Origin of the sequence: Stenotrophomonas sp. GD03794 (assembly GCF_029842145.1) — a bacterium.
GTDB classification, from domain to species: Bacteria; Pseudomonadota; Gammaproteobacteria; order Xanthomonadales; family Xanthomonadaceae; genus Stenotrophomonas; species Stenotrophomonas riyadhensis.
Map to the genome: position 1 here is coordinate 76,484 of NZ_JAOCFV010000014.1, position 25,883 is coordinate 102,366.

Annotated in this window: 28 protein-coding genes; 15 read left to right on the plus strand and 13 right to left on the minus strand. The window is 67.7% G+C overall.

Annotation, left to right across the window (positions count from 1 at the left end; all coding sequences use genetic code 11):
- Window positions 1-25 precede the first annotated feature (25 nt).
- Window positions 26-3,088: an EAL domain-containing protein gene (locus N5D91_RS10160; RefSeq protein WP_180855070.1), complete on the plus strand. Its 3,063-nt coding sequence runs from the start codon at window positions 26-28 to the stop codon at window positions 3,086-3,088.
- Between the two features lie 95 nt (window positions 3,089-3,183).
- On the opposite strand, the gene N5D91_RS10165 is transcribed toward N5D91_RS10160, so the two are convergent.
- Window positions 3,184-4,065 carry a LysR family transcriptional regulator gene (locus N5D91_RS10165; RefSeq protein WP_153856205.1) on the minus strand — a complete coding sequence of 294 codons (882 nt, stop codon included), beginning with the start codon at window positions 4,063-4,065 and terminating at the stop codon, window positions 3,184-3,186.
- 96 nt (window positions 4,066-4,161) lie between these two features.
- Here N5D91_RS10165 and N5D91_RS10170 point away from each other — a divergent pair, with 96 nt between their 5' ends.
- The 3 genes from N5D91_RS10170 to N5D91_RS10180 all read left to right on the plus strand — a co-directional run bounded on the left by N5D91_RS10170 (window position 4,162) and on the right by N5D91_RS10180 (window position 7,159).
- The gene (locus N5D91_RS10170; protein WP_180847747.1) at window positions 4,162-4,572 is read left to right on the plus strand and encodes a DoxX family protein; all 411 of its coding nucleotides are present in this window, start codon (window positions 4,162-4,164) and stop codon (window positions 4,570-4,572) included.
- A 31-nt stretch (window positions 4,573-4,603) separates the two neighbouring features.
- Window positions 4,604-5,392, plus strand: coding sequence for a class III extradiol ring-cleavage dioxygenase (locus N5D91_RS10175; protein ID WP_049398336.1), 789 nt, complete (start codon window positions 4,604-4,606; stop codon window positions 5,390-5,392).
- A 117-nt stretch (window positions 5,393-5,509) separates the two neighbouring features.
- A complete protein-coding gene (locus tag N5D91_RS10180; RefSeq protein WP_110710929.1) occupies window positions 5,510-7,159 on the plus strand; it encodes a Na+/H+ antiporter in 1,650 nt (549 codons plus the stop codon).
- An 81-nt stretch (window positions 7,160-7,240) separates the two neighbouring features.
- Here N5D91_RS10180 and N5D91_RS10185 read toward each other — a convergent pair whose 3' ends face one another.
- Window positions 7,241-7,489, minus strand: coding sequence for a DUF3297 family protein (locus N5D91_RS10185; protein ID WP_049456360.1), 249 nt, complete (start codon window positions 7,487-7,489; stop codon window positions 7,241-7,243).
- Between the two features lie 90 nt (window positions 7,490-7,579).
- Between N5D91_RS10185 and N5D91_RS10190 the strand changes: the two genes are divergently transcribed.
- Window positions 7,580-8,122, plus strand: a complete 543-nt coding sequence (locus N5D91_RS10190) for a hypothetical protein (protein ID WP_049398337.1) — start codon at window positions 7,580-7,582, stop codon at window positions 8,120-8,122.
- A 148-nt stretch (window positions 8,123-8,270) separates the two neighbouring features.
- Here N5D91_RS10190 and N5D91_RS10195 read toward each other — a convergent pair whose 3' ends face one another.
- From N5D91_RS10195 to msrB, 5 genes are all read right to left on the minus strand, one after another.
- The gene (locus N5D91_RS10195) at window positions 8,271-8,546 is read right to left on the minus strand and encodes a DUF4031 domain-containing protein (protein WP_004153991.1); all 276 of its coding nucleotides are present in this window, start codon (window positions 8,544-8,546) and stop codon (window positions 8,271-8,273) included.
- Window positions 8,547-8,559: 13 nt separating this feature from the next.
- The gene (locus N5D91_RS10200) at window positions 8,560-9,048 is read right to left on the minus strand and encodes a hypothetical protein (protein WP_110710931.1); all 489 of its coding nucleotides are present in this window, start codon (window positions 9,046-9,048) and stop codon (window positions 8,560-8,562) included.
- Window positions 9,049-9,145: 97 nt separating this feature from the next.
- On the minus strand, window positions 9,146-10,084 hold the full coding sequence (gene motB / locus N5D91_RS10205; protein WP_180855051.1) for a flagellar motor protein MotB: 939 nt from the start codon (window positions 10,082-10,084) through the stop codon (window positions 9,146-9,148).
- A gap of 3 nt (window positions 10,085-10,087) precedes the next feature.
- On the minus strand, window positions 10,088-10,942 hold the full coding sequence (motA, locus tag N5D91_RS10210) for a flagellar motor stator protein MotA (protein WP_014035838.1): 855 nt from the start codon (window positions 10,940-10,942) through the stop codon (window positions 10,088-10,090).
- A 91-nt stretch (window positions 10,943-11,033) separates the two neighbouring features.
- A complete protein-coding gene (gene msrB / locus N5D91_RS10215) occupies window positions 11,034-11,501 on the minus strand; it encodes a peptide-methionine (R)-S-oxide reductase MsrB (RefSeq protein WP_005415117.1) in 468 nt (155 codons plus the stop codon).
- A 140-nt stretch (window positions 11,502-11,641) separates the two neighbouring features.
- On the opposite strand from msrB, the gene N5D91_RS10220 reads away from it, so the two are divergent.
- Window positions 11,642-12,016: a classical arabinogalactan protein 4 gene (locus tag N5D91_RS10220; protein WP_110710932.1), complete on the plus strand. Its 375-nt coding sequence runs from the start codon at window positions 11,642-11,644 to the stop codon at window positions 12,014-12,016.
- A 144-nt stretch (window positions 12,017-12,160) separates the two neighbouring features.
- Window positions 12,161-12,343 carry a lana protein gene (locus tag N5D91_RS10225; protein ID WP_180855052.1) on the plus strand — a complete coding sequence of 61 codons (183 nt, stop codon included), beginning with the start codon at window positions 12,161-12,163 and terminating at the stop codon, window positions 12,341-12,343.
- 111 nt (window positions 12,344-12,454) lie between these two features.
- On the opposite strand, the gene N5D91_RS10230 is transcribed toward N5D91_RS10225, so the two are convergent.
- Window positions 12,455-12,934 carry a winged helix-turn-helix transcriptional regulator gene (locus N5D91_RS10230; RefSeq protein WP_005407919.1) on the minus strand — a complete coding sequence of 160 codons (480 nt, stop codon included), beginning with the start codon at window positions 12,932-12,934 and terminating at the stop codon, window positions 12,455-12,457.
- Window positions 12,935-13,083: 149 nt separating this feature from the next.
- Here N5D91_RS10230 and N5D91_RS10235 point away from each other — a divergent pair, with 149 nt between their 5' ends.
- Together N5D91_RS10235 and alr are read left to right on the plus strand one after the other, a co-directional pair.
- Window positions 13,084-14,388 (plus strand): D-amino acid dehydrogenase, encoded by a 1,305-nt coding sequence (locus tag N5D91_RS10235; RefSeq protein ID WP_180855053.1) that lies wholly within the window; start codon window positions 13,084-13,086, stop codon window positions 14,386-14,388.
- Window positions 14,367-15,434, plus strand: coding sequence for an alanine racemase (gene alr, locus N5D91_RS10240; protein WP_110710933.1), 1,068 nt, complete (start codon window positions 14,367-14,369; stop codon window positions 15,432-15,434). The genes N5D91_RS10235 and alr overlap by 22 nt, the downstream gene beginning before the upstream one ends.
- A 187-nt stretch (window positions 15,435-15,621) precedes the next feature.
- Here alr and N5D91_RS10245 read toward each other — a convergent pair whose 3' ends face one another.
- The gene (locus N5D91_RS10245; RefSeq protein ID WP_180855054.1) at window positions 15,622-16,185 is read right to left on the minus strand and encodes a DUF3016 domain-containing protein; all 564 of its coding nucleotides are present in this window, start codon (window positions 16,183-16,185) and stop codon (window positions 15,622-15,624) included.
- A gap of 243 nt (window positions 16,186-16,428) precedes the next feature.
- On the opposite strand from N5D91_RS10245, the gene N5D91_RS10250 reads away from it, so the two are divergent.
- Window positions 16,429-18,417, plus strand: a complete 1,989-nt coding sequence (locus N5D91_RS10250) for an ATP-binding protein (protein ID WP_153856211.1) — start codon at window positions 16,429-16,431, stop codon at window positions 18,415-18,417.
- Window positions 18,418-18,460: 43 nt separating this feature from the next.
- Window positions 18,461-18,754, plus strand: a complete 294-nt coding sequence (locus N5D91_RS10255; protein ID WP_110710936.1) for a DUF3247 family protein — start codon at window positions 18,461-18,463, stop codon at window positions 18,752-18,754.
- A 70-nt stretch (window positions 18,755-18,824) separates the two neighbouring features.
- On the opposite strand, the gene N5D91_RS10260 is transcribed toward N5D91_RS10255, so the two are convergent.
- A complete protein-coding gene (locus tag N5D91_RS10260; RefSeq protein ID WP_005407925.1) occupies window positions 18,825-19,088 on the minus strand; it encodes a hypothetical protein in 264 nt (87 codons plus the stop codon).
- Between the two features lie 156 nt (window positions 19,089-19,244).
- Between N5D91_RS10260 and N5D91_RS10265 the strand changes: the two genes are divergently transcribed.
- From N5D91_RS10265 to N5D91_RS10275, 3 genes are read left to right on the plus strand one after another with little or no spacing between them, the layout of a single operon-like run.
- Window positions 19,245-20,309, plus strand: a complete 1,065-nt coding sequence (locus N5D91_RS10265; RefSeq protein ID WP_180855055.1) for a class I SAM-dependent methyltransferase — start codon at window positions 19,245-19,247, stop codon at window positions 20,307-20,309.
- Entirely contained in the window at window positions 20,306-21,007 is a 702-nt protein-coding gene (locus N5D91_RS10270) for a pseudouridine synthase (RefSeq protein WP_110710938.1), read from the plus strand. Before N5D91_RS10265 ends, N5D91_RS10270 begins: the two co-directional genes overlap by 4 nt.
- Window positions 21,004-21,687, plus strand: a complete 684-nt coding sequence (locus N5D91_RS10275; protein WP_180855056.1) for an HAD family phosphatase — start codon at window positions 21,004-21,006, stop codon at window positions 21,685-21,687. The genes N5D91_RS10270 and N5D91_RS10275 overlap by 4 nt, the downstream gene beginning before the upstream one ends.
- 93 nt (window positions 21,688-21,780) lie before the next feature.
- On the opposite strand, the gene fabB is transcribed toward N5D91_RS10275, so the two are convergent.
- Together fabB and fabA are read right to left on the minus strand one after the other, a co-directional pair.
- Window positions 21,781-22,989: a beta-ketoacyl-ACP synthase I gene (gene fabB, locus N5D91_RS10280; protein ID WP_110710940.1), complete on the minus strand. Its 1,209-nt coding sequence runs from the start codon at window positions 22,987-22,989 to the stop codon at window positions 21,781-21,783.
- Window positions 22,989-23,504 (minus strand): 3-hydroxyacyl-[acyl-carrier-protein] dehydratase FabA, encoded by a 516-nt coding sequence (gene fabA / locus N5D91_RS10285; RefSeq protein WP_049432293.1) that lies wholly within the window; start codon window positions 23,502-23,504, stop codon window positions 22,989-22,991. The genes fabB and fabA overlap by 1 nt, the downstream gene beginning before the upstream one ends.
- Window positions 23,505-23,695: 191 nt before the next feature.
- On the opposite strand from fabA, the gene dinB reads away from it, so the two are divergent.
- The gene (dinB, locus tag N5D91_RS10290) at window positions 23,696-24,790 is read left to right on the plus strand and encodes a DNA polymerase IV (protein WP_180855064.1); all 1,095 of its coding nucleotides are present in this window, start codon (window positions 23,696-23,698) and stop codon (window positions 24,788-24,790) included.
- Window positions 24,791-25,102: 312 nt separating this feature from the next.
- Here the strand turns inward: dinB and N5D91_RS10295 are convergent.
- On the minus strand, window positions 25,103-25,883 hold a 781-nt coding region (locus N5D91_RS10295; protein WP_279922680.1), incomplete at its 5' end, for an MBL fold metallo-hydrolase.

Consider the following 25,883-nt stretch of genomic DNA (forward strand, 5'->3'; position numbering starts at 1 on the left):
CCTGCGCGGACACGGGGAGGTGGCCATGCGGGGGCGGGTCAGGCGTCAAGAATGGCGTCCGCCGGCCGTTGAGGTCGGGGACGTGGAGGATTCGTTCGCGCATGAAGCCAGCCGACTGCACAAGGAAGATCGACCGATGCCCGCGCTGAAGCGGGCGTTGGCCCGGCCACTGCGCGCCATTACCTGGGGCGGGGTGCTGCTGGGCGTGTTGCTGGTGGCCGGCCTGACCACCATGCTGATCAACGACCACCAGCGCCGGCTGGAGGCCGCGCAGCGGCAGAGCCGCGCGCTGGCGGTGGGCAGCGAGCGCCTGCTGGCACTGGAACTGCGCAACCTGGAGCGGGCGATGTCCGGCATCGCCGCCGACGCCGCCGAACTGTTCCGCAGCGTGCCCGCACAGGCCCCGGCGCTGCTGGATGCTTCGATCGATGGCGTGCTGCGCCGCCATGCCGAGCTGCACAGCATCGTCGTGCTCGATCGCCATGGTCGCTCGATCACCGCCGGCAGGGGCGATCTGAACCTGCCGCTGTGGACCGATCCGCAACGCCGTGGCCAGGGCAGCGCGCTGTACATCGGCCCGCCGCAGCGTGCCAGCGACGACGGCTGGGTGGTGCCGCTGGCGCTGCCCATGGCCGGCGACCGCTGGCTGCTGGCACGGCTGCGCTGCGGTGAGCTGCAGCGCATCATCGGTGGCCTCGATGTCGGTCCGAACGGACTGGTCTCGATCAGCGATGCCGAAGGTTACATGCTGGCCCGCGTGCCGGACCCGCATGGTACGGTCGGCCGTCGCTACGACCTGCCGCGCCGCGATCTGCTCGGCAAGCAGGCGGTGGTCGAGCTGGGCAGCCTGCCGGGCGCGGTGGATGGCGTGCCCCGCATCATCACCATCAGCACGCTGGAGCGCAGCCCGCTGGCGGTGCAGGTCGGGTTGGCCGATGAGGACGTGCTGGCACCCTGGTGGCCGTACCTGCAGGCGTCGGTGGCGATCGTACTGGCCTACATCGTGGTGCTGCTGGTGCTGCTGTACGCCGTACGTCGCAGCACCCGCCACCAGCAGTCGATGGCCGAGGAGCTGAAGGCGGGCCACGCCGAGCTGCGCCTGGCCCACCAGGTGGGCCGCATCTGCACGTGGTATGTGGACGAAGACGCCGCGCTGCTGCGCTGGTCGCCGCTGGCGCGCGAGATCTTCGGTGTGCAGACCGATGCGCTGCCGGTGGCGGATTTCTTCGCGCGCGTGCATCGCGATGATGCGGCGCGCCTGCAGCATGCCTTCGACCAGGCCTTTGCCGGTGGCGCGGTGCTCGACCAGGTGTTCCGCCTGGTGCTGCCCGGTGGCGAGGTGCGCTGGGTGGGTGCGCGTGGGCAGCGGGTGGAAATGGCCGACAGCGAGCGGCGCATGATCGGCGCGCTGAGCGATCTGACCGAGCGCTACCAGGCCCGCGAGCAGATGAGCGAAGTGGAGCGTCGCTTCCGCCTGCTGTTCGACCGCAACCCGGCGCCGTTCTGGGTGTTCGATCCGGACACGCTGCGCTTCATCGAGGTCAACGACGCCGCAGTGCGCCAGTACGGCTACAGCCGCGAGGAATTCCTGGCGATGAGCATCCTCGACATCCGCCCGCGCGAAGGCTGGGACGAGGTCAAGGGCGCAATCGCCAAGGCCCGTGTCGGTGAACTGCAGGACGCCACCGTGCGCCTGCACCGGCGCAAGGACGGCAGCGTGTTTGAAGTGCGCGCACATCTGTCCCGGCTCGATTTCGATGGCCAGCCGGCGTGCCTGGTGCTGGCCGAGGATGTCAGCGAACGGTTGGCCTACGAGCGTGACCTGGCCTACCAGGCACGGCACAACCCAGCCACCGGCCTGCTCAACGTGCGCGCGTTGACCGAGCAGCTGGACGAGCAGGACGAGGGCTACACCATCGCCTTCGTGCAGCTGCGCGGGTTGCAGCTGGTGGCCGATACGCTGGGCCGCGAGATCGGCGATGCGGTGCTGCAGTCGATGGCGACCCGGCTCGGTGGCCTCGGTGCGCGCTGTGGCACGCTGGCATTCCAGCCGGCGGAGGACTTCGTGTTCGCCATCGGTGCCGGCCACGATACCCAGCGCGTGCTGGACGACCTGCTGCAGATCGTATCGGCGCCGATGCGCGGCAAGGATTCGCTGCACCAGTTCGAGCCGCGCATCGGTGTGGCCGTGCATGTGCCGGGTGATGGCCACTCGGCCGAGCAGGTGATCGGCATGGCCGCACAGGCTGCGCACGCGGCGCGCGCCGAGGGCAACGTGGTGGTCTGGTTCGATGCGGCGGTGACCACGCGGCTGGCCGATCGCCTGCGCCTGGCGGGGCGCATCCACGCCGCCATCGACAACGAGTTCCAGCTGTACTTCCAACCGATCCGGCACGCCAGCGATGGCAGCCCGGCGGCGCTGGAGGCTCTGCTGCGCTGGCCGCAGGCCGATGGCAGCTTCATCCCGCCCAACGAGTCCATCCAGCTGTGTGAGGACACCGGGCTGATCCTGGCGTTGGGCCGCTGGGTGATCCGCGCCGCGGCGAAGGCGCAGCGGCGGCTGGTCGAGGCCGGTTGGGGCGAGCTGCCGATCGCAGTCAATGTGTCCGCCGTGCAGTTCTTCAACAGCGACCTGGTGGCCGAGTTCACCCGCGCCCAGCAGGAGTTCGGCCTGGCCCGCGGCGCGCTGCACGTGGAATTGACCGAGAGCAGCCTGATGCGCAAGCCGGCGCAGGCGATGCAGACCATGCAGCGCCTGCACGAGCAGGGCATCAGTGTGTCGCTGGATGATTTCGGTACCGGCTATTCCAGCATGTCCTACCTGCAGCACCTGCCGCTGGACATCCTGAAGATCGATCGCAGCTTCGTGGCGGATGTGGAAACCAACCCGCGCAATGCCTCGATCTGCCGTGCGCTGCTGTCACTGGGCCACAGCATGGGCCTGACCATCATCGCCGAAGGCGTGGAGACGCCCGGACAGCTGGACTGGCTGGCTGCGCACGGCTGCGACCAGGTGCAGGGCTACCTGCTGGGCCGGCCGGCGCCGCTGGAACAGATCATCGACGCGCTGGATGAGGTTGCTGCCTAAGTGGTAGTGCCGGCCGCTGGCCGGCATTCGCCCAGGACCGGGATGTGTCTGATTGCCGGCCAGCGGCCGGCACTACCGGCAAGCGCCAGACTCGGCTACACCCCCGCATCCACCAAGTGGTCGATGAAACTGCGCACCTTCGGTGCCAGGTGGCTGCGGCTGGTATAGACCGCGAAGATGCCGATCGGCGAGGCCTCCCACTCGGGCAGGACGCGCACCAGGCGGCCATCGGCCAGTGCGTCTTCCAGCAGGAAATCGGGCTGCAGGATCACGCCCATGCCGGCGATCGCCGCTTCGCGCAGCACGTCGCCGTTGTTGGCGTGCAGCAGGCTGCTCACCGAGACCTTCACTTCGCCGCCCGGTCCCTGCAGTGGCCAATGGTCGCCAGCGGCCCAGTAGCTGTAGCTCAGGCAGGCGTGGGCCTGCAGCTCCTGTGGCGTCTGTGGTGTGCCGCGTGCGGCCAGGTAGGCCGGCGCGGCGCACAGGCTCACCCGCGATTCGCCCAGGCGGCGGGCGATCAGGGTAGGGCCCGGCTCGCGGGTGATGCGGATGGCCACGTCGTAGCCTTCCTCGACCATGTCCACCAGGCGGTCGGACAGGGCCAGGTCCAGTTCCACCTGCGGGTAGCGTTCGCGGTAGCTGGCCAGCAGCGGGCCGAGGCGGGCGATGCCCCAGCTGACCGGTGCGTTGATGCGCAGCGTGCCGGAGGGCTCCAGCGCCTGTGCGCCGATACTGGCTTCCAGCGCGTCGAACTCGGCCAGCAGGCGCACGCACTGGGCGTAGTAGGCCGCGCCGGCACTGGTCGGGCTGACCCGCCGCGTGGTGCGGTGGAGCAGGCGGGTGGACAGGCGCTTTTCCAGCGCGGCGACCTGGCGGGTGACGCCGGCAGTGGACATGTCCAGGGCCTGGGCGGCGGCACTGAAGCCATTGCGCTCGACCACCGCCACGAACACGCGCATCGCCTCGAGGGTGTCCATTGTTGCGCCTTTTGAAATAAATACGGTCAATCCATCGTATTTATTGGCACGCGAAGGCGCAATAACCTGTGCCCACTCCCTTCAAGGTGTTTCCCCATGCACACCACGAACGCTCCTGTTTCGCCGCTGGCCCCGTACGGCGCCACCCTGCTGCGCCTGGCCCTGGGCGTGCTGTTCCTGGTCCATGCGCTGACCAAGCTGCTGGTATTCACCCCGGCCGGTACGGCGGCGTTCTTCGAGTCGCTGGGCCTGCCCGGCGTGCTCGGCTACCTCACCATCGGCGTCGAGCTGGTGATCACCGTCGCGCTCCTGCTGGGCATCTACGCGCGCTGGGTGGGCCTGGTCGGCGTGCCGCTGCTGCTGGGCACCATCGTCACCGTACACGGCGCCAACGGCTTCGGTTTCGCCAATGCCGGCGGCGGCTGGGAATATCCGGCGTTCTGGGCACTGGCGCTGGTAGTGCTGTTCCTGGTCGGCGACGGCAAGTGGACCCTGCGTTCGCGCTGATCGCTGCCTGACCCTGCAACTGGAGAATTCCATGTCCCGCCTGCCTTCGCTGTACATCTCGCATGGTTCGCCGATGACCGCCCTGCATCCGGGCCAGGTCGGCGTGCGCCTGGCCGAGCTGGCGCGCGACCTGCCGACGCCACGCGCCATCGTGATGGCCTCGGCGCACTGGCTGGGCCGGCAGCCGCTGGTCGGCGCGCATCCGCAGCCACCGACGATCCACGACTTCGGCGGCTTCCCGCGCGCGCTGTTTGAACTGCAGTACCCGGCGCCGGGCGATCCGGCGCTGGCCGAAGAGGTGGCCGGCCGCATCGCGGCCGCTGGCCTGCCGGTGGCACTCGACCCGCAACGTGGCCTCGACCACGGTGCATGGGTGCCGCTGCGGCTGTTGCGCCCGCAGGCCGACATCCCGGTGGTACCGCTGTCGATCCAGCCACTGCTCGGGCCCGAGCACCAGTTCGCGCTGGGCCGTGCGCTGGCGCCGCTGCGCGATCAGGGCGTGCTGCTGGTCGGCTCGGGCAGCATCACCCACAACCTGCACGACTGGGGGGACTACCAGGACGGCAAGGAAGCGCCGTACGTGCGGCCCTTCATCGAGTGGGTGGAGCAGCGCCTGGCCGCCGACGACCGCCAGGCCCTGCTCGATTACCGCCGACAGGCGCCATTCGCCGAACGTGCGCACCCGACCGACGAGCACCTGCTGCCGTTGTTTTTCGCGATGGGCGCGGCCGGCGAGGGCGGCTTCGGTGCACGCCGCATCGACGCCGGTATCGATGCCGGCTTCCTCGCCATGGATCTGTACCGCTTCGACGGGGCATGAGCCGGGGCTGACGCGCGGCGGCCCCGGCCGTCGCGGTCATGGCCGCATGTGGTAGTTTTTTCCGGGTTTCCGGCGCTGGCTTGCGAGCCTCCCCGCGCGCCGCTTCCTGGAAGAAGCATGCATACCATTGAAGTCGTCCTGGCGATGCTGGTGGCCGTTGTCGCCAGCGGCTACCTGGTTCGCGTCCTGCCGTTCTCGTTGCCGCTGCCGCTGGTGCAGATCGGCCTGGGCGCGGTGATCGCCGGCGTGTTCAACCGCGGCCATGCGCTGGAACCGGAGGTGTTCTTCCTGCTCTTCCTGCCACCGCTGCTGTTCCTCGATGGCTGGCGTATTCCCAAGCAGGGCCTGTTCCGCGACAAGGGGGCGATCCTCGAGCTGGCGTTCGGCCTGGTGGTGTTCACCGTCATCGGCGCCGGCTTCCTCATCCACTGGTTGATTCCGGTGATGCCGCTGGCGGTGTGCTTCGCACTGGCGGCCATCGTGTCGCCGACCGACCCGGTGGCGGTTGGGGCGATCGCCTCCAAGGCGCCGATTCCCAAGCGCCTGATGCACATCCTGGAAGGCGAGTCGCTGCTGAATGATGCCTCGGGCCTGGTCTGCTTCCGCTTCGCGGTGGCGGCGGTGATGACCGGCACCTTCTCGCTGGCCACCGCCTCGCTGACCTTCGTGTGGGTGGCGGTGGCCGGCCTCGCCGTGGGCGTGGCGGTGACGCTGGGCGTGTCGACCTTCCAGCGCTGGCTGTGGCGCCGCTTCGGCGAAGAGCCGGGCGCGGCGATGCTGGTCAACCTGCTGATTCCGTTCGCAGCCTATCTGCTGGCCGAAGAAATCCATGCCTCGGGCATCCTTGCCGCGGTCGCTGCCGGCATCGCGATGAGCTATGTCGAGCTGACCGGCCGTGTCTCCGGCAGCATGCGCGTGCAGCGCGCCGGGGTCTGGAACATGCTGCAGTTCAGCTTCAACGGCATCATGTTCGTGCTGCTGGGCGAGCAGCTGCCCGGCATCGTCGAACGCGCCACCACCACCATGAACGAGACCGGCCACCAGAGTGCGTGGTGGCTGCTGGTCTATGTGGTGGTGATCAATCTGGCACTGGTGGTGCTGCGCCTGCTGTGGGTGTGGCTGTCGCTGCGCTGGAACCTGCTGCGCGCGCGTCGTCGCGGCCTGGAGCGGGGCGAGGCACCGAACTGGCGCATCGTGGTGGCGACCTCGGTGGCGGGTGTGCGCGGTGCGATCACCCTGGCCGGTGTGTTGACCCTGCCGCTGTTCCTGCCCGATGGCAGTGCGTTCCCAGCACGTGACCTGGTGATCTTCCTGGCCGCTTCGGTGATTCTGTTCTCGCTGCTGGGCGCCAGCATCGCGCTGCCGCAGCTGCTGAAGGGCCTGCAGCTGCCGGCCGATTCGGGCGAGCGCAAGGAGGAGGACCTGGCGCGCCGGCTGTCGTCGAAGGCCGCACTGGCCGGTGTCGAGCGCATGCGCCAGCAGATGGTGATGAACCAGAACACCGAGAACGTGCAGCTGTACAACGACGCCGCCTCGCGGGTGAGCCTGCTGTACCAGCGGCACCTGGAGAAAGACAGCGACGGGCCCGACGTGGACCCGGAGAAGGTGCGGCGCATGGAGCTGGGCTACCGCCAGCTGCGCAGCGCCGGCCTGAATGCCGAGCGCGAAGAGCTGTTCCGGCTGACCCGGCGCGGGGTGATCTCCGATGAGATCTCGCGGCGCCTGATCCGCAACCTGGATCTGCTGGAATCGCGCAAGCGCGAGTGACGCTGCGGTCGAGCGCCGTCGATCGGGGTCAGATCCCTTTCCGCGGGAAAGGGATCTGACCCCAGGATCCGAGAGCCGCGCTTATTCCGGCTTCGTTTCCAGGAAATACACCTCGACCTTGCCCTTGACCTTGATGGTCATCGGGTTGCCGCGGCGGTCGCGGGCCTTGCCGGCCTGCACGCGGATCCAGCCTTCGCTGACCGAGTATTCCTCGACGTTGTCGCGCTCGACGTCGTTGAAACGCACGCCAACGCCGCGCTCCAGCGCCTGTGCATCATGGAAGGGGCTGGCCGGGTTGATCGCCAGGTGGTCGGGAGGGGTATCGCTCATCGCTTCATTCACAGTGACGGCCACCAAGGCCGGCTTCAGCGGCACAGGATAAACCGTAGAATGCCGGCCTGCCCCAGAGGAAGTTCCGCCATGCCCGACAACAGCGACTATTTCGACTTCGAGGAAGACATCCACGACTTCGACGAAGACGGCTTCGAGGCGCGGGTCTGGAACCTGCTGGTGCTGATCAATCCGGGTGACGAGGAACTGGCCCTGCAGCAGTTCAACCGCTGGCGCGAGCACCTGTCCGAGGACGGGCAGCCGCTGGAAGCGGACAGTGACTGGCTGCCGGCGCTGTTCACGGCCATTGCCTGGCAGTCCGGTTTCGAGGTGGAACGAGATGACCTGGAATCGCTGCAGTCGGCGGTGAACGAGCTGTCGGCGCGCTTCAACCTGCAGCTGGACTGGGGCGGCGACCTGGACGACGAGGACTTCGCCGAAGACCTGGACGGCGTGCAGCTGATGTCCACCGCCTTCGACCGCCTGCGCGAGCACAATTACACGCTGTGGAGCGTGGATGCCGGCAGCGACGGCTTCACCGGCGTGATGGCGCTGACCCGCGACGACGACGCGATGCTGGCGTTGTGCTCGCTGCTGAACGTGGAAATCCGGCTGGGCAGCGACCCGTTCTGAGCGGGGCAGGTGGGTGCGGAGCCCGCCTATGGGTGGATGCCAACCTTGGTTGGCATGCCCCGTGCCTGATGTGCGGACCAAGGTCCGCACCCACCACAGGAAGTGGTAGCCCCACCCAGCACAGCAAGCGGTAGCCCCCCGCCACTGCCTACGGCCGGTATTGCGCCCTGGCGTTGGCGATCACGGCTTTGACCAGTTCGCGGTCGGCGTGCCGGGAAATGGCCCGCGCACCGAGCGCGATTGCCTGCGCGCGCAGCTCGGCGGTGACATCGTAGTGGGCGCCGCTGGCCTTGTTCTGGAAGGCCCGCGGGGGAATGCCGAGCTGCGCCGCCATCGCGTGCAGCTCGGCCAGGGTGTCGGCCATCAGGTGCGCCCAGCGCTGGCCGCGCCAGGGATGCACCGCGTCATCAACGTAGACCGTCACCGCCGCGGCCGGTTCAGGCCTGCGGCTTGCCGTCGCTGTCAGCAGCCGGAGCGGCCTCGGCAGCGGCGTCTTCGGCCACGTCGCCCTCGGCGGCTTCGCCTTCCTCGCCCTCAGCAGCGTCGACGCCTTCGAACTCGGCGACCAGCTTGTCCAGGTACTCGTCAGCGGTCTGGCCAGCGTCGGCAGCCAGGGTGTCCAGCAGCTTCTGCAGCAGCTCGGAGTACTCCAGGTTGACCTTGCGGCCTTCCTTCTCCTGCACGTTGGCCAGGTGCTTGAGCATGGCCAGCATCGGCACCGGGTTCTCGGCATTGCCCATGGTCTGGCCGCCGATGGCCAGCAGCCACTCACGGCCCTGCAGGCCGATGGCCGCGACCACCTGGCCGTCTTCGTTGGTCAGCACGGCATGGTTCTGCACCTGCTGCTGGGCGTTCAGGCGGAGGAACGGGCGCTTGGCCTGCTGCTTCTTGCGCTTGTCGCGCTTGGCCTTGGAGTTCTGGGACATGGGGTGGGGTCACCTGGAAACGGAAAGACCGCCATTGTAGCGGCCGCGTGCAGGTGGGGTCAGATCCCTTTCCATGGGAAAGGGATCTGACCCCGATTCAGCGCGCCGGCCCCTGCGCGGCCTGCACGTCCGGGTCGGCGGCGGGGGCCGACAGCCCCACCTGCGGGCCGGCACCGGCCAGGGCGGCCGCTTCGGCGGCCTGGGTCATCACCACGATGCTGATGCGTCGGTTGATCGGGTTCTGCGGGTCGGCCTTGTCGAACAGGACCGACGAAGACAGGCCGACCACGCGGGTGATCTTGCTGTCCTCCAGGCCACCGTCCACCAGTGCGCGCCGTGCGGCGTTGGCACGATCGGCGCTCAGTTCCCAGTTGCCGTAGCCGCGCGCGGCCGAATAGGCGGTGATGTCGGTGTGGCCGGTCAGGCTGATCCGGTTCGGCACGTGGTTCAGGTAGTTGGCCAGCTCGTGCAGGATCTGCTGCGTGTATGGCTTCAGCGTGGCACTGCCGAGGTCGAACATCGGCCGATTCTGCTTGTCCACGATCTGGATGCGCAGGCCTTCCGGGGTCAGGTCCAGCAGCAGCTGGTCCTTGAACGGCTCCAGCGCCTGGCTCTTGCTGATCGCCTCCTGCAGTTCCTTCATCAGCGCTTCCAGCTGCTGCTTGTCGCGCTGCTGCTGGTCCACCGGCTGCGGCACCGCTTCCTTCTGGTTCTGGAAGGGATCGTTGCTGTTGCCCCGCGAGACGTCGGTGGCACCACCGAGCTTGATCATCGAGGTGCTGGCGCCACCCGGGCCGGCCATGCCGGGCGCCGGCGTGGCGTTCTGCCCGCTCAGCGGGCTGGGGTTGCGGAAGTACTCGGAAATGGCCGCACGGTCGTTCTTGTTGGTGGTGGCCATCAGCCACAGCACCAGGAAGAACGCCATCATCGCGGTCACGAAGTCGGCGTAGGCCACCTTCCACGAACCGCCATGATGGGCGGCGTGGCCGGCCTTCTTGACCCGGCGGACGATGACAGTGGGCTTGGTCTCGGCCATGGCTTACTTGACCGTCTTCAGGTGCTGCTCGAAATCGGAGAAGGCCGGACGCACGTTCGACGGCAGTGTCTTGCGGGCGAATTCCAGCGCGATCTTCGGGTTGTAGCCACGCAGGCAGGCCAGCAGGGCGGTCTTCACCGATTCGTAGATGCGGCTGTCCTGCTCGGCGCGCGCTTCCATGGCGGCTGCCATCGGGCCGACGAAACCGTAGCCCAGCAGGATGCCCAGGAAGGTACCGACCAGCGCGCCGGCCACGTGGCCGCCGACCTCGACGATGTCGCCGCCGATCGAACCCATGGTGATGACGATGCCCAGCACCGCCGCAACGATGCCGAAACCGGGCAGTCCGTCGGCCACCTTGGTCAGTACCTGCGAGGGCGCCATGGCTTCGGCGTGGTGCTTTTCCAGCTCCAGTTCCAGCAGCGGCTCCAGCTCGTGCGGCTCGATGTTGCTGCCGATCATCAGGCGCAGGCAGTCGGTGATGAAGTCGATCAGGTGGTGGTCGGCCTGCACCTTGGGGTAGTTGCTGAACAACGCGCTTTCGGCCGGACGCTCGACATGGTCTTCCAGCGCCATGAAGCCTTCGCGGCGGGCCTTGTTGAGCAGTTCATAGAGCAGGCTGAGGACATCGATGTAGTCCTGCTGCTTGTAGCGCGGGCCCTTGAACACGCCGACCATGGCCTTCAGGGTTTGCTTGACCGTCTTGGCCGGGGTGCCGACCAGGAAGGCGCCGAGCGCGGCGCCGCCGATGATGACCAGTTCGTAGGGCTGCCAGAGGGCACCCAGGCGGCCGTGGGCACCGAGGTAGCCCCCGATCACGCTGATGATGACGACCAGGAATCCAACGATGATGAGCATGGGGCGACGCAAGGAGAGGGGATATCTCCTTGTCGGCCCGTCGCCCGGTTTTCTGAAGAGGGAATTCTGTGAAATCGGTCAGCGGGGTGTTTCAGCCCGCCACGCCGCTTTCGGCGCCGCCACGCTGCAACGGGTCGGGCCAGGGCTCGCCATTGCCGGTGAACGAAAGTGAGACGGAGTTCAGGCAGTGGCGCTCGTAGGTGGGCGGCGGGCCGTCCGGGAAAACGTGACCCAGGTGGCTGCCGCAGCGCGCGCAGGTGATCTCGGTGCGGACCATGCCGTGGCTGGTATCGCGGATTTCGCGCACGTGTGCCGGGTCGAACGGGGCGAAGAAGCTCGGCCAACCGGTGCCGGAATCGAACTTGGTGCTGGAGCGGAACAGCGGCAGCGCGCACAGCCGGCAGCAGTAGACACCCTCGCGCTTGTTGTCGAGGAACACGCCGCAGAACGGCGCCTCGGTACCGTGCTGCAGCAGCACGCGGCGCTCTTCGCTGCTGAGGCCGGCGATCAGCGCCTCGGTCTGGGTGGCGGTGGGGGGCGTCAGGTCGAAGGCAGTCATGCCGGCTCTCCGTGGGGTTGATGGCCTGGGGATGCCGACAAACGTGGGGCTGCGGGCGCAGCCTTGCAAGTGTGATGGCCATTCATGGGCGGCACACAGGTGCAGGCGCAAGGTAAATGTGATCCACGCCGGAGCGTGACATGAAACCGACCCTTTCCCTGCTGTTGATGGCCCTGGTGCCCACGTTGGCGCTGGCCCAGGTGCCCACTGCCGACCCCACCGCCACCCGCAGTGCGACCACCGTGGCGCCAGCGCCGGTGGTACCGCCGCCGCAGGCCGCCCGCCCGCAGCCGCAGGTACTGCCCTCGCCGCAGCCGGCGCAGCCGATCAAGTCCACCGGCCCCGCCCAGATCGCGCCCACCCCGGGGCCGAAGCCGGCCGACAAGGTATACGACCGCAATGGCCGTATCGTGCCTGGTGTGCGCCCGGCCGGTCCGAACCGCGTGTTTGATTCGCGTACCGGCCGCTATTACGACAGCGTGCCGGCCGGCGATGGCCAGCAGATCAAGCGCTGATCTCGGGTGCCAACCGAGGTTGGCAGCTGGCGCACGCTGTTCGGCCTGAACGCACGAAAACAACCTGCTGCAGATCACTGCTTTTTCGCCTGCGATTAACCGTTCCGGGACCAACGTGACCGTGCGCCGGCATTCCGCCGCCGCATGTCCTTCGTCCATTGGATCGCGACCATGAAAAACCAGCAGAACCGTCATCCCGGCAAGGAACCGCAGGGCCGCAACCCGCAGCAGCAACAGCAGCAACAGCAGCAGATGGAGCCGCAGCAGCCGCACAAGGGCGGAAAGCAGCAGGAACAGCGCTCGCAGAAGCATCCGCAGCAGCGCTGACGGTTGCCATGACCGGGGTCAGAGCCCGCTGCGCGGGATCCGACCCCTTGCCGAATCCTGACCGGGGTCGGATCCCGCATGACGGGCTCTGACCCCAATCGCAGCCGCGCCTCAATCCGGAATCGGCAGGCTCAGCGTTTCCTTCACTTCTTCCATCACGATGTAGCTCTTCGACTCACGTACATGCGGCAGCGTCAGCAACGTGCTGCCGAGCAGCTTGCGGTAGGAGGCCATCTCGCTGATCCGCGCCTTCAGCAGGTAATCGAAGTCGCCCGATACCAGGTGGCACTCCAGCACGTTGGGCAGCTTCAGGGCCGCGCGCCGGAACTCCTCGAAGATGTCACCGGACTTGTAGGCCAGGCTGATCTCCACGAACACCAGCAGGCTGGCCTTCACCGCCGCCGGGTCGAGGTGGGCGTGGTAGCCGGTGATCACCCCTTCGCGCTCGAGCCGGCGCACGCGCTCGGTGCATGGGGTGGTCGACAGGCCGACCCGCTCACCCAGTTCGGTGAAGGAGATGCGGCCCTCGGCCTGCAGGATGCGCAGGATCTTGCGGTCGATCTTGTCCAGTTCGCGGGTACGGGTGGCCATGGCCGTCAACCTTGGGGAATGAATTGCAGGAGAACATCCTGCCGGTTGATTTCAAAACAGGCAAATCAACTGGGAATGGCTGTCTATACTTCCCCAATTGTGGTCCCGGCACGCTCCAGTGCAGGGAATGATCGGGTTGGAGAAGTCCCATGCGAGTCCTAGTCCTCGGCAGCGGCGTGATCGGCACCACCAGTGCCTGGTACCTGCGACAGGCCGGGTTTGAAGTCACGGTCATCGACCGTCAGCCCGGCCCGGCGCTGGAAACCAGCTTCGCCAATGCCGGCCAGCTGTCGTTCGGCTACACCTCGCCGTGGGCCGCCCCGGGCGTGCCGAAGAAGGCCATCGGCTGGCTGTTCGAGAAGCACGCGCCGCTGGCGATCAAGCCGGGCATGGACCTGGCCCAGTACCGCTGGCTGTGGCAGATGCTGCGCAACTGCACCCACGAGCGCTACGCGATCAACAAGGCGCGCATGGTGCGCATGTCCGAGTACAGCCGCGACTGCCTGAACGAGCTGCGCGCGCAGATCGGCATCGAGTTCGAAGGCCGCGACCTGGGCACCACCCAGCTGTTCCGCACCCAGCAGCAGCTGGATGCCTCGGCGCAGGACATCGAGATCCTGGCCCAGTACGGCGTGCCGTACGAGGTACTGGACCGCGCCGGCATCATCCAGGCCGAACCGGCCCTGGCCCATGTCGATGGCCTGGTCGGCGCGCTGCGCCTGCCGCGTGACCAGACCGGCGACTGCCAGCTGTTCACCCGCCACCTGGCGCAGATGTGCGTGGATGCCGGTGTCGAGTTCCGTTTCGACCAGGACATCACCGGCCTGGAATTCGATGGCGACCGCATCACTGGTGTGCGCATCGACGGCAAGCTGGAAACCGCCGACCGCTTCGTGGTCGCGCTGGGCAGCTACTCGCCGGCGCTGGTGGCACCGCTGGGCATGCGCCTGCCGGTGTATCCGCTGAAGGGTTACTCGCTGACCCTGCCGATCACCGACCCGGCGATGGCGCCGACCTCGACCATCCTCGACGAGAGCTACAAGGTGGCGGTGACCCGCTTCGACGACCGCATCCGCGTCGGTGGCATGGCCGAAGTGGCCGGCTTCGACCTGTCGCTGTCGCAGCGCCGTCGCGAGACCCTGGAGCTGGTGGTGAGCGATCTCTACCCGAAGGGCGGCGACCTGTCGCGCGCGCAGTTCTGGACCGGCCTGCGCCCGGCCACGCCGGACGGTACGCCGGTGATCGGTGCCACGCCGTTCCGCAACCTGTACCTCAACACCGGCCACGGCACCCTGGGCTGGACCATGGCCTGCGGCTCGGGCCGCTACCTGGCCGATCTGATGAGCGCGCGCCAGCCGCAGATCAGCACCGAAGGCCTGGATATTTTCCGCTACGGCCAGTACGGTCACGCGCCGCAACAAGAGAACCGCACATGCGTCCTGCCCGCGCGCTGATCGATCTGGGCGCCCTGCGCAGCAACTACCGGCTCGCCCGTGAACTGGGCGGTGGCAAGGCCCTGGCGATCATCAAGGCCGATGCCTATGGCCACGGCGCAGTGCGCTGTGCGCAGGCACTGGAAGGCGAGGCCGATGGATTCGGCGTGGCCACCATCGAAGAGGCGCTGGAACTGCGCCAGGCCGGCATCCGTGCGCCGATCCTGCTGCTGGAAGGCATCTTCGAGCCCAGCGACATGGCGCTGGTGGCCGAGCATGATTTCTGGTTCGCCGTCGGCTCGCCGTGGCAGCTGGAGGCCGTCGCTGCCTTCGACAGCCCGCGTCCGTTGACGGTGTGGCTGAAGCTGGACAGCGGCATGCATCGCCTCGGCCTGGACGTGGACAGCTTCCGCGCGGCGCATGCACGCCTGTCGGCGCTGCCGCAGGTCGAACGCATCGTGCTGATGACCCACCTGGCACGCGCCGACGAGCTGGACAGCGAACGCACGCACGAGCAGGTGGCGACCTTCGCGCGGGCCATCGACGGCCTGCACGGCGAGACCAGCGTGTGCAACTCGCCGGCACTGCTGGGCTGGCCGGATGTGCGCAGCGACTGGGTGCGCCCGGGCCTGATGCTGTACGGCGCCAACCCGCTGCCGGACAACACCGCGCTGACCGAGCGCCTGCGCCCGGTGATGACGATGCAGTCGAAGGTGATCGCCGAGCGCTGGATCGAGGCCGGTGAACCGGTGGGCTATGGCGCGCGCTTCGTGGCCAAGGCACGCACCCGCGTGGGCGTGGTCGCGCTCGGCTATGCCGACGGGTATCCGCAGTTCGCACCGAATGGCACGCCGGTGCTGATCGATGGTCATCCCGGAGCCCTGATCGGCCGCGTGTCGATGGACATGCTGACCGTGGACCTGACCTCGCATCCGCAGGCCGGCGTTGGCAGTGTGGTGGAGTTGTGGGGGAGTGCACCGACGCTGGCGGAACTGGCGCCGCGCTGTGGCGTGAGTGCGTACCAGCTGCCGTGCGCGGTCAAGCGCGTGGCGAAAGTCTACGTGTAGCGCCGCGCCCACGCTCGGCGCCGTGAATGCGTGTCGACCAAGGTCGACACCTACCGACGGGTGTTACGCGCAGCGGTCGCCTGGTACGGGGCGCCGGGCGAGACTCTGGTAGCGGCCGACCTTGGTCGGCGCATTGAATGCGTGTCGACCAAGGTCGACACCTACCGGTGAGTCGCGCCGCCCGGGATCATCGCGCGGCGGTGGCCTGGCTGGCCAGCTGACGCCTGACCCAGTCATCGATCAGGCGCTTCTCGTAGCGCAGTGGATCACTGTCGCTCTTCAGCCCCAGGTTGTGCAGGTAGCCGGTATCGCTGAGGCGCGCATCGCCCTCGCTGACGATACGGCCGCCGGCGTCCTTCAACGTGTACTGCAGGCTGATCCGCGGCGGGTAGATGTCGCGCATGATCCGGATGTCGCGGCCGCGCGGGCCGTGCCACGGCTCGTAGTCACCGGCGCGCTTGATGTCGACCAGGGTCACATCGAGCGTCTGCCCTGGTTGCAGCGGTTTGGCCGCGGTGGTCTGCAGGTAGCGCGCCAGCTGCTGCACCCAGTCGCCACGTTCGGCCTCGAAGCGGTTGGTGCTCTGGCGGATCTCGGTGAACTTGGCCGGATCGTCCCACTTCACGCTGACCGGGCCATCGGCCTGCAGTGCGCGGGGAGCTTCCGGATCGGTCACGGTGCGCGGTGCCGCGCTGGCACCGCCCGCCACAAGGGCGCCTGCCAGCAGGGCAATCGCGAGTGAGCGTTTCATGACGGTCTCCTGCGTCCCTCGATGGGGGCGATGTTGATCACGGATCGAGTGTGATCCTGCTTTCAGGCGACAGCAATGGCCTGATGCGTCGTGCGCAAGGGTGGTTGCCGCCAATTCATCGTCGTCAACCATGACTGACGGCGCTTGACGCTGTGAATACGCCCTTTGGAAGATGCTGTGCCTCCAACCCGGCCTGCACAGACGCCCTTGTCCACACTGCCGCCCCTCGTGGAGCGCCCACCGATGATGGTGCCGGCGCCCGAACCCGACCTGCATCATGGCGTGCTTGAGCGCATCAACGCCGGTTTCTGCGTGATCCAGGTGCTGTTCGAGGGCGACCGGGCCGTGGACTATCGATTCATCGAGGTCAATGACGCCTTCGAGCGGCACACCGGGCTGAAGGATGCACGTGGCCAGCGCATGAGCCTGTTGGAACCGAACCATGAGGAAGACTGGTTCCGCATCTACGGCGAGGTCGCACGCAGTGGCCGGCCGGCACAGTTCGAGATGGAGGCACGTGCGCTGGGGCGCTCGTTCGCGGTCGATGCGGTGCGCGTGGGCCGTCCGGGGGAAGACAAGGTCGGCATCCTGTTCTTCGACATCACCGCGCGCAAGCAGATGGAAGTGGAGCTGGGCGAGAGCGAAGCCCGCTTCAGCGCGCTGGCCGATGGCCTGCCGATGCCGGTGTGGGTGCTCGACGAGCGCGGCCATGCCCGCTTCGTCAACAGCGCCTTCAGCGAGTTCTTCGGGGGTGATGAGACGCGTGTGCCGGAAGACGTCTGGCGTGGCCTGGTGCATCCGGATGATGCGTCGGTGTTCGAGTACGAACTGCAGGAAGCGCTGAAGGCGCAACGTTCGATGCATGCACTGGTGCGGGCGCGGCGCGCCGATGGCCAGTGGCGCTGGCTGGAAATGAATGCCCGCCCGCGCTTCTCGCGCATGGGCCGTTTCATCGGCCTGGCCGGCAGCAGTCCGGACGTGACCGAACGACGTGAGATCGAGCTGGCGCGCGAGGAACTGCTGCAGTCCGAGCGTGCCGCGCGCAGCGCTGCGGAAAACATGGCGCGGCTGAAGGATGAATTCCTGGCCACGCTGTCGCACGAGCTGCGCACACCGCTGACCACCATCCTCGGCTGGAGCGAACTGCTGCTGCAGCGCGTGGACAACACCAGCCCGCTGTACAAGGGCCTGAACGTGATCGCCAACAGCGCGGGTGCGCAGAAGCGGCTGATCTCGGACATGCTTGACCTCAGCAGCATGCTGCTGGGCAAGGTGCAGCTGGAGGTGGAAGTGCTGGACCTGCGCACGGTGCTCGGTGAGGCCATCGGCGCGCAGGAACTGGTGGCCGAAGGCAAGGCGCTGGACGTGCACCTGCAGCTGCCCGAGCAGCCCAGCCTGGTACTGGGTGATGCCACGCGCCTGCAGCAGGTGTTCTGGAACCTGCTCTCGAATGCGATCAAATTCACCCCGGCCGAGGGCCGCATCGACCTGCAGCTGCAGGCCGAAGGCAATTACTGGATGATCACCGTGCGCGATACCGGCGACGGCATCGCACAGGAATTCCTCAATCACCTGTTCAGTCGCTTCCGCCAGGCCGATGGCACCACCACCCGCCGCCATGGCGGCCTGGGCCTGGGCCTGGCGATCGTGCAGCAGCTGGTCGAACTGCACGGTGGCACCGTTACCGCCGCCAGCGAAGGCCATGGCCACGGCGCCACCTTCACGGTTCGCCTGCCGCAGCACATTCCCGATGCCGAGCGGCGCCCGCTGCGTGAAGTGATCAGCGGGCCGATCCTGGAGCCGGTGATCGTCGAGCCCTATCCGCTGCGCGGCATGCACGTGCTGGCGGTGGAAGACCAGCCGGAAGTGCTGGAGTACCTGCGGCGCATGCTGGAAGAGCAGGGTGCGAGCGTGTCGGCGGCCAGCTCGGCCGGTGAAGCACTGGCGCTGCTGGCCGATACCGGTCACCTGCAGTACCACGTGATGCTGACCGACATCGGCATGCCGGGCATGGATGGCTACGGCCTGGTACGCACGCTGCGTGAGGACATGGGTGTGGATGCCATGACCCTTCCGGCCGTGGCGGTGACGGCGCTGGCGCGTGCCGATGACCGGCGTCGTGCGCTGGCATCGGGCTTCCAGGAACATGTCGCCAAGCCGTATTCGGTGGCGCAGCTGGTGTCCGCCGTGCGCAAGGTACAGGTGCCACGCGCGGACAGCGCGCTGCACTGAGCATTCACGGCCGATCGGCGACCCTGCACGCAGGAGGTCGCCGATGTCCCGCACAGCTCCCCGTATCCATACCGATCCAGCGCAGATCGCGCGCCTGGAAGCCCTGTTGCCGCAGCTGGAAGGCGAAACGCAGGTGGAACTGACCCTGCACGATGGTCGCCGCCTGCTGGGCACCGTGGCGGTGAAACCCACCCTCCAGCAGTATCGCGATGAGGCCGGTGACGAAGGCAGCAATGGCCAGCTGCGCCTGGATGACTACGACACGCCGGTGCAGCAGCACCATGTGTGGCTGGACGAGATCGCCAGCATCAACCGCCTGCCACCCAAGGCACCTTGATCCGATGTAGAGCCGAGCCCACGCTCGGCTGCGCCGTCGCCCGAGCGTGGGCTCGGGCGCTACAGATGTGTCAGTGCTCGAACAACGTCGGCGTCGCCTCGAACCGCCGCGCATAGGCGCGCTCCTCCGCGACCCTCGCCACCTCGTCATCGGCCAGGTCCGGTGCGCCGTATACCGCATAGGCCACGCTGCCATCGGCGCCATGACCGACCTGGTGCAGCCGGTAGCGCGAGTGGCCGCCGCCGGTGTCCTCGGGGTAGTGCACGGGCGGATGGCTGCCTTCCAGGTCCATTTCACTGTTGTCGACCACGCCACCGACGAACAAGGCTCGCATGCAGGTTCTCCTGGGTTTCCGGGGGAGCCTCTACCCTGAACGTTTCAATGTTGCTGGTAGATCAAGGCCCCGTTCGGGTTTCGCAAAGTGGCCGCCGGGGCCGGCCCGGCCAAGCCGGTACAATGGACGGCCCTCACGCTTGAAGTACCCGCGCCGATGGCCTCCAGCGACGACGCCCCCCTGCAGACCCTGTTCCTGCCGTTCTCCCAAGGTGCCCTGCGCTGGCCGGAGGGTCCGGTGGCCTTCCTGCGTGCCCGCGACGGCTGGCCGCTGCGCGAAGCGGCCGGCAACCGCGAGGTGCACTGCGAGCAGAGCTTCGCCCCGTTCGCGCAGCCGCTGCAGCAGGCCGCTGGCTGGACTGTCAGTGGCCAGCTGGACGATGTGGCCGGCAAGGGCCGCTATCCGCTGGTGCTGGTGTTGCCGCCGCGCCAGCGTGAAGAAGCCCGCGCGCTGTTCGCCCGCGCGCTGGCGCTGGTTGCCGAGGGCGGATGCATCGTCGCCTGCCAGTCCAACAACGAAGGTGCCCGCTCGGGCGAGGGCGACCTCAAGCAGCTGACCGGCCTCGGTGGCAGCCTGACCAAGAACCATTGCCGCGTGTACTGGACCGCGCCGATGCAGGGCCAGCACGACGCTGACCTGGCCAAGCGCTGGTCGGCGCTGGACGCGGTGCGCCCGATCGTCGGTGGCCGTTTCCTCAGCCGCCCGGGCGTGTTCGCCTGGGACCGCATCGACCCGGCTTCGGCGCTGCTGGCCGAGCACCTGCCGGCTGACCTGGCCGGGCGTGCCGCTGATCTGGGCGCTGGTTACGGTTACCTGTCGCGCGAGCTGCTGGAGCGCTGCCCGAAGATCACCGCGCTGGACCTGTACGAGGCCGAGCAGCGAGCGCTGGCCCTGGCCGAGCTGAACCTGGCGCCGCCGCCGCGCCCGCTACCGCTGCGCTTCCTGTGGCGTGACGTCACCGCCGGCATCGAGCCGGGCTACGACGTCATCATCAGCAACCCGCCGTTCCATACACCCTCGCGTGCCGACCGCCCGGACATCGGCCAGCGCTTCATCGCCGTGGCCGCGCAGGCGCTGCGCCCGGGCGGGCGCCTGTACGTGGTGGCCAATCGCCACCTGCCATACGAGTACACCCTCAACGAGAGCTTTGGCGCGGTGCGCGTGATCGCCGAGCGCGATGGCTTCAAGCTGGTGGAAGCGGTGAAGGGGAAGGGCAAGTGAAGCTGGTCAAGCACATCGCCAACCTGGGCTATGGCAGCCGCAAGCAGGTGCAGTGGATGTTCCGCGAGGGCCGCGTCACCGACGCCGACGGCGAGGTGCTGTACGCCGATGACCAGGTGCCGCACGAGGCGATCCGGATCGACGGCGAGCCGCTGGACCCGCCGGTGGGGCTGTCGATCGCGCTGCACAAGCCCGCCGGCTACACCTGTTCGACCAAGGACACCGGCCGCCTGATCTACGACCTGCTGCCGGCGCGCTTCCGCGACCGCGATCCGGTGCTGTCCACGGTGGGTCGCCTCGACCGCGAGACCAGCGGCCTGCTGCTGCTGACCGACGATGGCGGTCTGCTGCACCGGATCATCTCGCCGAAGTCGAAGCTGCCGAAGGTCTACGAGGTGGAACTGAGCGACGACCTGCGCGGCGACGAAGTGGCGTTGTTCGCCAGCGGCACGCTGATGCTGGAATCGGAGAAGACCCCCCTGCTGCCGGCTGAACTCGAAGTGCTGGATACGCGTCGCGCGCGCCTGGTGCTGCACGAAGGCCGCTACCATCAGGTACGCCGCATGTTCGCCGCCACCGGCAACCACGTGCAGGCTCTGCATCGCAGCCGCGTCGGCGGGCTGGACCTGCAGGGACTGGACGAAGGGCAATGGCGGCAGCTCACTCCCACCGACCTGGATACGCTGTTCGCTCCATGACCACCATCGCTGCGCTGCCGTTCCTGCCCGACGCCGTCATCTTCGACATGGACGGCCTGATGATCGACAGCGAGCGGGTCTCGCTGGCCTGCTGGAGCGAGGCCGCCGACGCGTTCGGGCTGGGCCTGGACGAAACGGTGTTCCTGCGCATGGTCGGCCTCGGTGACCGTGACACGCACGCGCTGCTGCGTGCGCAGGGCATCGAGGACAGCGTGATCGAGGCGGTGGCGGCTCGTTGCCATGAACTGTACGAAGCGCGCACGCAGACTGGCCTGCCGCTGCGGCCGGGCATCCTGGAGCTGCTGGAACTGCTGACGGCGCATGCGATCCCACGTGCAGTGGCAACCACCACGCGGCAGCCGCGGGCCAACCGCAAGCTGGCCGCTGCTGGGCTGCTGCCGTACTTCGATGCGGTGATCACCAGTGGCGACGTGGCGCGGCCGAAACCGGCGCCGGACATTTACCTGCTGGCCGCGCAGCGGCTTGGCCAGGCGCCGGAACGCTGCCTGGCGCTGGAAGACTCACCGGCCGGCACGCGCGCGGCATTGGCGGCTGGCATGACCGTGATCCAGGTGCCGGACCTGGTGCATCCCGATGAAGAACTGCGCGCACTGGGCCACCGCATCGTCGGCTCGCTGGTGGACGCGCACGCGCTGCTGTTGCCGCTGCTACCAAGGTAACGGTAGGTGCCAACCTTGGTTGGCACGCTTTTCAATGCAGTCGAGCACGCTCGACTCTACGGGTGCCGACCGTGGGTCGGCACACCTGCCCCATCACACCCGCCCGAACACCAGCGCCGCGTTGGTGCCACCGAAACCGAAGCTGTTGGACATCACCGTATCCAGCTTCTGCTCGCGGCTCTCGCGCAGGATCGGGAAGCTCTCCACCTTCGGGTCCAGCTCGCCGATGTTGGCCGAGCCGGCGACGAAGCCATCGCGCATCATCAGCAGGCAGTAGATTGCCTCGTGCACGCTGGCCGCACCCAGTGAATGGCCGGACAGCGCCTTGGTCGAGGACAGCGGCGGCACCGCGTCGCCGAACACTTCGCGGATCGCGTTGAGCTCGGTGACGTCGCCCAGCGGGGTCGAGGTGCCGTGGGTGTTGAGGTAGTCCAGCGGACGATCGACGCCCTGCAGTGCCATCTTCATGCAGCGCACCGCGCCTTCACCGGACGGCGCGACCATGTCGGCGCCATCGGACGTCACGCCGTAACCGATCAGCTCGGCATGGATGTGCGCGCCGCGCGCAACCGCGTGGTCGTAGTCCTCCAGCACCAGCATGCCGCCGCCACCGGCGATGACGAAGCCGTCGCGGTCCTTGTCGTACGGGCGCGAGGCGCTGGCCGGGGTCTCGTTGAAGCTGGTCGACAGCGCGCCCATCGCATCGAACATCACGCTCATCGACCAGTGCAGGTCTTCACCGCCACCGGCGAACATGATGTCCTGCGCGCCGTGGCGGATCATGTCCGCGGCGGCACCGATGCAGTGCGCCGAGGTGGCGCAGGCGGCCGACAGCGAGTAGCTGACGCCCTTGATCTGGTAGGCCGTGGCCAGGCAGGCCGAGACCGTCGAGCACATCGTGCGCGGCACCATGTACGGGCCGACCTTGCGCACGCCACGTTCGCGCAGCAGATCGACCGCGCCGATCTGCCACTCGCTGGAACCGCCACCGGAACCGGCGATCAGGCCGGTGCGCAGATTGCTGACCTGCTCGGGGCTGAGCCCGGCATCGGCGATGGCATCGCGCATGGACAGGAAGGCGAAGGCCGCGGCGTCGCTCATGAAGCGCTTCTGCTTGCGGTCGATCAGGGCGTCCAGATCGAGGTCGACACGGCCACCGACCTGACTGCGCAGGCCGGCATCGGCATGGTCGGCCAGCAGGGTGATGCCCGAGCGCCCTTCGCGCAGCGCGGCCGAAACGGTATCCAGATCATTGCCGAGGCAGGACGTGATGCCCATGCCGGTGATGACAACGCGACGCATCAGAAGCTCCCGGTTTCAGTGAACAGGCCGACGCGCAGGTCGCGCGCGCTGTAGATTTCGCGATCATCCACGTACATGCGGGCGTCCGACTGGGCCATCACCAGCTTGCGGTTGATGACCCGGCTGATGTCGATCTCGTAACGCACGAGCTTGGCGTCCGGCAGTACCTGGCCGGTGAACTTTACCTCGCCGCAGCCCAACGCGCGGCCCTTGCCGGGGGCGCCCAGCCAGGTCAGAAAGAAGCCGGTCAGCTGCCACATGGCATCCAGGCCCAGGCAGCCGGGCATCACCGGGTCGCCGATGAAGTGGCAGCCGAAGAACCACAGGTCCGGGCGGATATCCAGTTCGGCGCGTACCATGCCCTTGCCATGCGGTCCGCCGTCCTCGCGGATTTCAGTGATGCGGTCGAACATCAGCATCGGGTCGTTGGGCAAACGGCCGGCAGCGGTGCCGAACAGTTCACCGCGTGCGCTGGCCAGCAGCTGTTCGCGGTTGAACGCGTGGAGACGGGTCATGAAGCACAATCCTGGAAGCGGGGAAACAGGGAAACAAGCGCTCGAGGATGCCCGTGGAAACTGCGACGATCAAACATTTCAACCGTACGCAACCGTAGTGTTTTCAAGGGAATACGCGCATCCTGTTGATGTGCAAAGACCATACTTCGGCGTGTGGCCCGCCCGGCCCGCCCCCGCCTTTTCCGCCTGACATGACCCGACTGCGCAAGATCATCCACGTCGACATGGACGCGTTCTACGCGTCGGTGGAGCAGCGCGACGATCCGTCACTGCGCGGCAAGCCGGTGGTTGTGGCATGGCGCGGTGCACGTTCAGTGGTGTGCGCGGCGTCGTACGAGGCACGCGTGTTCGGCGTGCGTTCGGCGATGCCCGCCGTACGTGCCGAGCGCCTGTGCCCGGACGCGATCTTCGTGCCGCCGGACTTCGCACGTTACAAGGCGGTGTCACAGCAGGTACGCGGGATTTTCCTGCGCCACACCGACCTGGTCGAGCCGCTGTCGCTGGACGAGGCCTACCTGGACGTGACCGAGCCGAAGAGCGGCATCGAACTGGCCACCGACATCGCCCGTACCATCCGCGCGCAGATCCGCGAGGAAACCCAGCTGACTGCTTCAGCCGGGATCGCACCGAACAAATTCCTGGCCAAGATCGCCTCGGACTGGCGCAAGCCCGACGGCCAGTTCGTGATTCCACCGCAGCGGGTGGACGCCTTCCTGCTGCCACTGCCGGTGAACCGGGTGCCCGGCGTCGGCAAGGTGATGGAAGGCAAGCTGGCCGCGCGCGGCATCGTCACCTGCGGTGACCTGCGGCAGTGGGCACTGATCGATCTGGAAGAGGCGTTTGGCAGCTTCGGCCGCAGCCTGTACAACCGCGCACGCGGCATCGACGAGCGGCCGGTGGAGCCGGACCAGCAGGTGCAGTCGATCTCCTCCGAAGACACCTTCGCCGAGGATCTGCCGCTGGAAGATCTGGGTGAGGCCATCGTGCAGCTGGCGGAGAAGACCTGGAACGCCACCCGCAAGACCGAACGCGTCGGCCACACCGTGGTGCTGAAGCTGAAGACCGCGCAGTTCCGCATCCTCACCCGCAGTTTCACCCCCGAGCGCCCGCCCGAGTCGATGGAAGAACTGCGCGACATCGCCCTGGCCCTGCGCGCCCGCGTCGACCTGCCGGCGGAGACACGTTACCGCCTGGTCGGCGTCGGCCTTGGCGGCTTCCGCGAAAAGGAGGCGGTGGTGCAGGGGGAATTGTTCGAGCACGACATGAACAATCCCACAGATACCTAATCATCAAACAGTGGGGTCAGAGCCCGTTACGCAGCAACGGGATCCGACCCCGTGCCGACCAACGGTCGGCACCCACCATCAGCAGCGGGTTCCGACAGATAGCGGGAAACTGTCGAAGGCGGGGTGGGTCCGGTTGCGGGGGCGTGAGCCGCATGGATGCGGCGACCGAGCTTACATGGACGTACTTGCAGCGCCCCCCGCAACCGGACCCACCCCGCCCACCCTCAGGAAACCAGCTGTTGCTGTTGCTTCGGCTGTTGCCGTTGCATTGAGCGGGTGCAGGGCGCAGCCCTGCAAAAGAAACCCCCTAGCTCATGGCCACTGCACCTCGCCCTTGGCCACCTTCGCACTCAGCTCCAGCGACGCCACGCCGTCCAGCTTCGGGTAGCGCGCCTGCATCGCCTTCACCAGCGCCGCACTGTCCTTGGCCTTTGCCGTCTCGGCGTCGAACGCGCGGATGTAGTCCGCGGTGAAGCGCAGCGCACTGGCATCCAACGCCGCACCCGGCGCGTAATGCCCCGGCACCACCACCTTCGGCTTCAGCGCCTGCAGCCGCTGCAGGGTCTGCAGCCAGTCGGTATGCGACTTCGGGGTCTGCGTATCGGCCATCCACACGTGTTCGCCCGCCACCACCGGAATGCCACCGACGATCGCGCGCAGTGACGGCACCCACAGCACCGTGCGGTCCGGCGTCGGCCCATCCAGGCCGATCAGCGGCAGGCGCTCGCCTTCCAGCTGCAGGGCATCGCCGTCCAGTACCTGCGGCACCACGATGCGCGCCGGCACGTCGGCACCCATCTTCGGCCCCCAATAGGCCAGCTTGCCAGCCTCGGTCTGCTGGATGTGGGCAACGGTCTGCGCGGTGGCGACGATGCGCGCCTGCGGGAACGCGTCCTGCACGGTGGCCAGGCCGAAGTAGTAATCCGGATCGCCGTGGCTGATGTAGATCGTGGTCAGCTGCTTGCCGCTGGCGCGGATCAGCTCGACCAGCTTGCGCGCGTCGCTGGCAGCAAACTGCGCATTGACCAGGATCGCGTCGTGGCGGCCTTCGATCAGCACCGAGGACACCGAGAACATCGCCTGCGGGCCGGGA

Bases quoted from the DNA above. Each gene is read 5' to 3' on its own strand.
- N5D91_RS10160 (WP_180855070.1), top strand. From the start codon at position 26: ATGCGGGGGCGGGTCAGGCGTCAAGAATGGCGTCCGCCGGCCGTTGAG.
- N5D91_RS10165 (WP_153856205.1), bottom strand. From the start codon at position 4,065: ATGGACACCCTCGAGGCGATGCGCGTGTTCGTGGCGGTGGTCGAGCGC.
- N5D91_RS10170 (WP_180847747.1), top strand. From the start codon at position 4,162: ATGCACACCACGAACGCTCCTGTTTCGCCGCTGGCCCCGTACGGCGCC.
- N5D91_RS10175 (WP_049398336.1), top strand. From the start codon at position 4,604: ATGTCCCGCCTGCCTTCGCTGTACATCTCGCATGGTTCGCCGATGACC.
- N5D91_RS10180 (WP_110710929.1), top strand. From the start codon at position 5,510: ATGCATACCATTGAAGTCGTCCTGGCGATGCTGGTGGCCGTTGTCGCC.
- N5D91_RS10185 (WP_049456360.1), bottom strand. From the start codon at position 7,489: ATGAGCGATACCCCTCCCGACCACCTGGCGATCAACCCGGCCAGCCCC.
- N5D91_RS10190 (WP_049398337.1), top strand. From the start codon at position 7,580: ATGCCCGACAACAGCGACTATTTCGACTTCGAGGAAGACATCCACGAC.
- N5D91_RS10200 (WP_110710931.1), bottom strand. From the start codon at position 9,048: ATGTCCCAGAACTCCAAGGCCAAGCGCGACAAGCGCAAGAAGCAGCAG.
- motB (WP_180855051.1), bottom strand. From the start codon at position 10,084: ATGGCCGAGACCAAGCCCACTGTCATCGTCCGCCGGGTCAAGAAGGCC.
- motA (WP_014035838.1), bottom strand. From the start codon at position 10,942: ATGCTCATCATCGTTGGATTCCTGGTCGTCATCATCAGCGTGATCGGG.
- msrB (WP_005415117.1), bottom strand. From the start codon at position 11,501: ATGACTGCCTTCGACCTGACGCCCCCCACCGCCACCCAGACCGAGGCG.
- N5D91_RS10220 (WP_110710932.1), top strand. From the start codon at position 11,642: ATGAAACCGACCCTTTCCCTGCTGTTGATGGCCCTGGTGCCCACGTTG.
- N5D91_RS10225 (WP_180855052.1), top strand. From the start codon at position 12,161: ATGTCCTTCGTCCATTGGATCGCGACCATGAAAAACCAGCAGAACCGT.
- N5D91_RS10230 (WP_005407919.1), bottom strand. From the start codon at position 12,934: ATGGCCACCCGTACCCGCGAACTGGACAAGATCGACCGCAAGATCCTG.
- N5D91_RS10235 (WP_180855053.1), top strand. From the start codon at position 13,084: ATGCGAGTCCTAGTCCTCGGCAGCGGCGTGATCGGCACCACCAGTGCC.
- alr (WP_110710933.1), top strand. From the start codon at position 14,367: ATGCGTCCTGCCCGCGCGCTGATCGATCTGGGCGCCCTGCGCAGCAAC.
- N5D91_RS10245 (WP_180855054.1), bottom strand. From the start codon at position 16,185: ATGAAACGCTCACTCGCGATTGCCCTGCTGGCAGGCGCCCTTGTGGCG.
- N5D91_RS10250 (WP_153856211.1), top strand. From the start codon at position 16,429: ATGATGGTGCCGGCGCCCGAACCCGACCTGCATCATGGCGTGCTTGAG.
- N5D91_RS10255 (WP_110710936.1), top strand. From the start codon at position 18,461: ATGTCCCGCACAGCTCCCCGTATCCATACCGATCCAGCGCAGATCGCG.
- N5D91_RS10260 (WP_005407925.1), bottom strand. From the start codon at position 19,088: ATGCGAGCCTTGTTCGTCGGTGGCGTGGTCGACAACAGTGAAATGGAC.
- N5D91_RS10265 (WP_180855055.1), top strand. From the start codon at position 19,245: ATGGCCTCCAGCGACGACGCCCCCCTGCAGACCCTGTTCCTGCCGTTC.
- N5D91_RS10275 (WP_180855056.1), top strand. From the start codon at position 21,004: ATGACCACCATCGCTGCGCTGCCGTTCCTGCCCGACGCCGTCATCTTC.
- fabB (WP_110710940.1), bottom strand. From the start codon at position 22,989: ATGCGTCGCGTTGTCATCACCGGCATGGGCATCACGTCCTGCCTCGGC.
- fabA (WP_049432293.1), bottom strand. From the start codon at position 23,504: ATGACCCGTCTCCACGCGTTCAACCGCGAACAGCTGCTGGCCAGCGCA.
- dinB (WP_180855064.1), top strand. From the start codon at position 23,696: ATGACCCGACTGCGCAAGATCATCCACGTCGACATGGACGCGTTCTAC.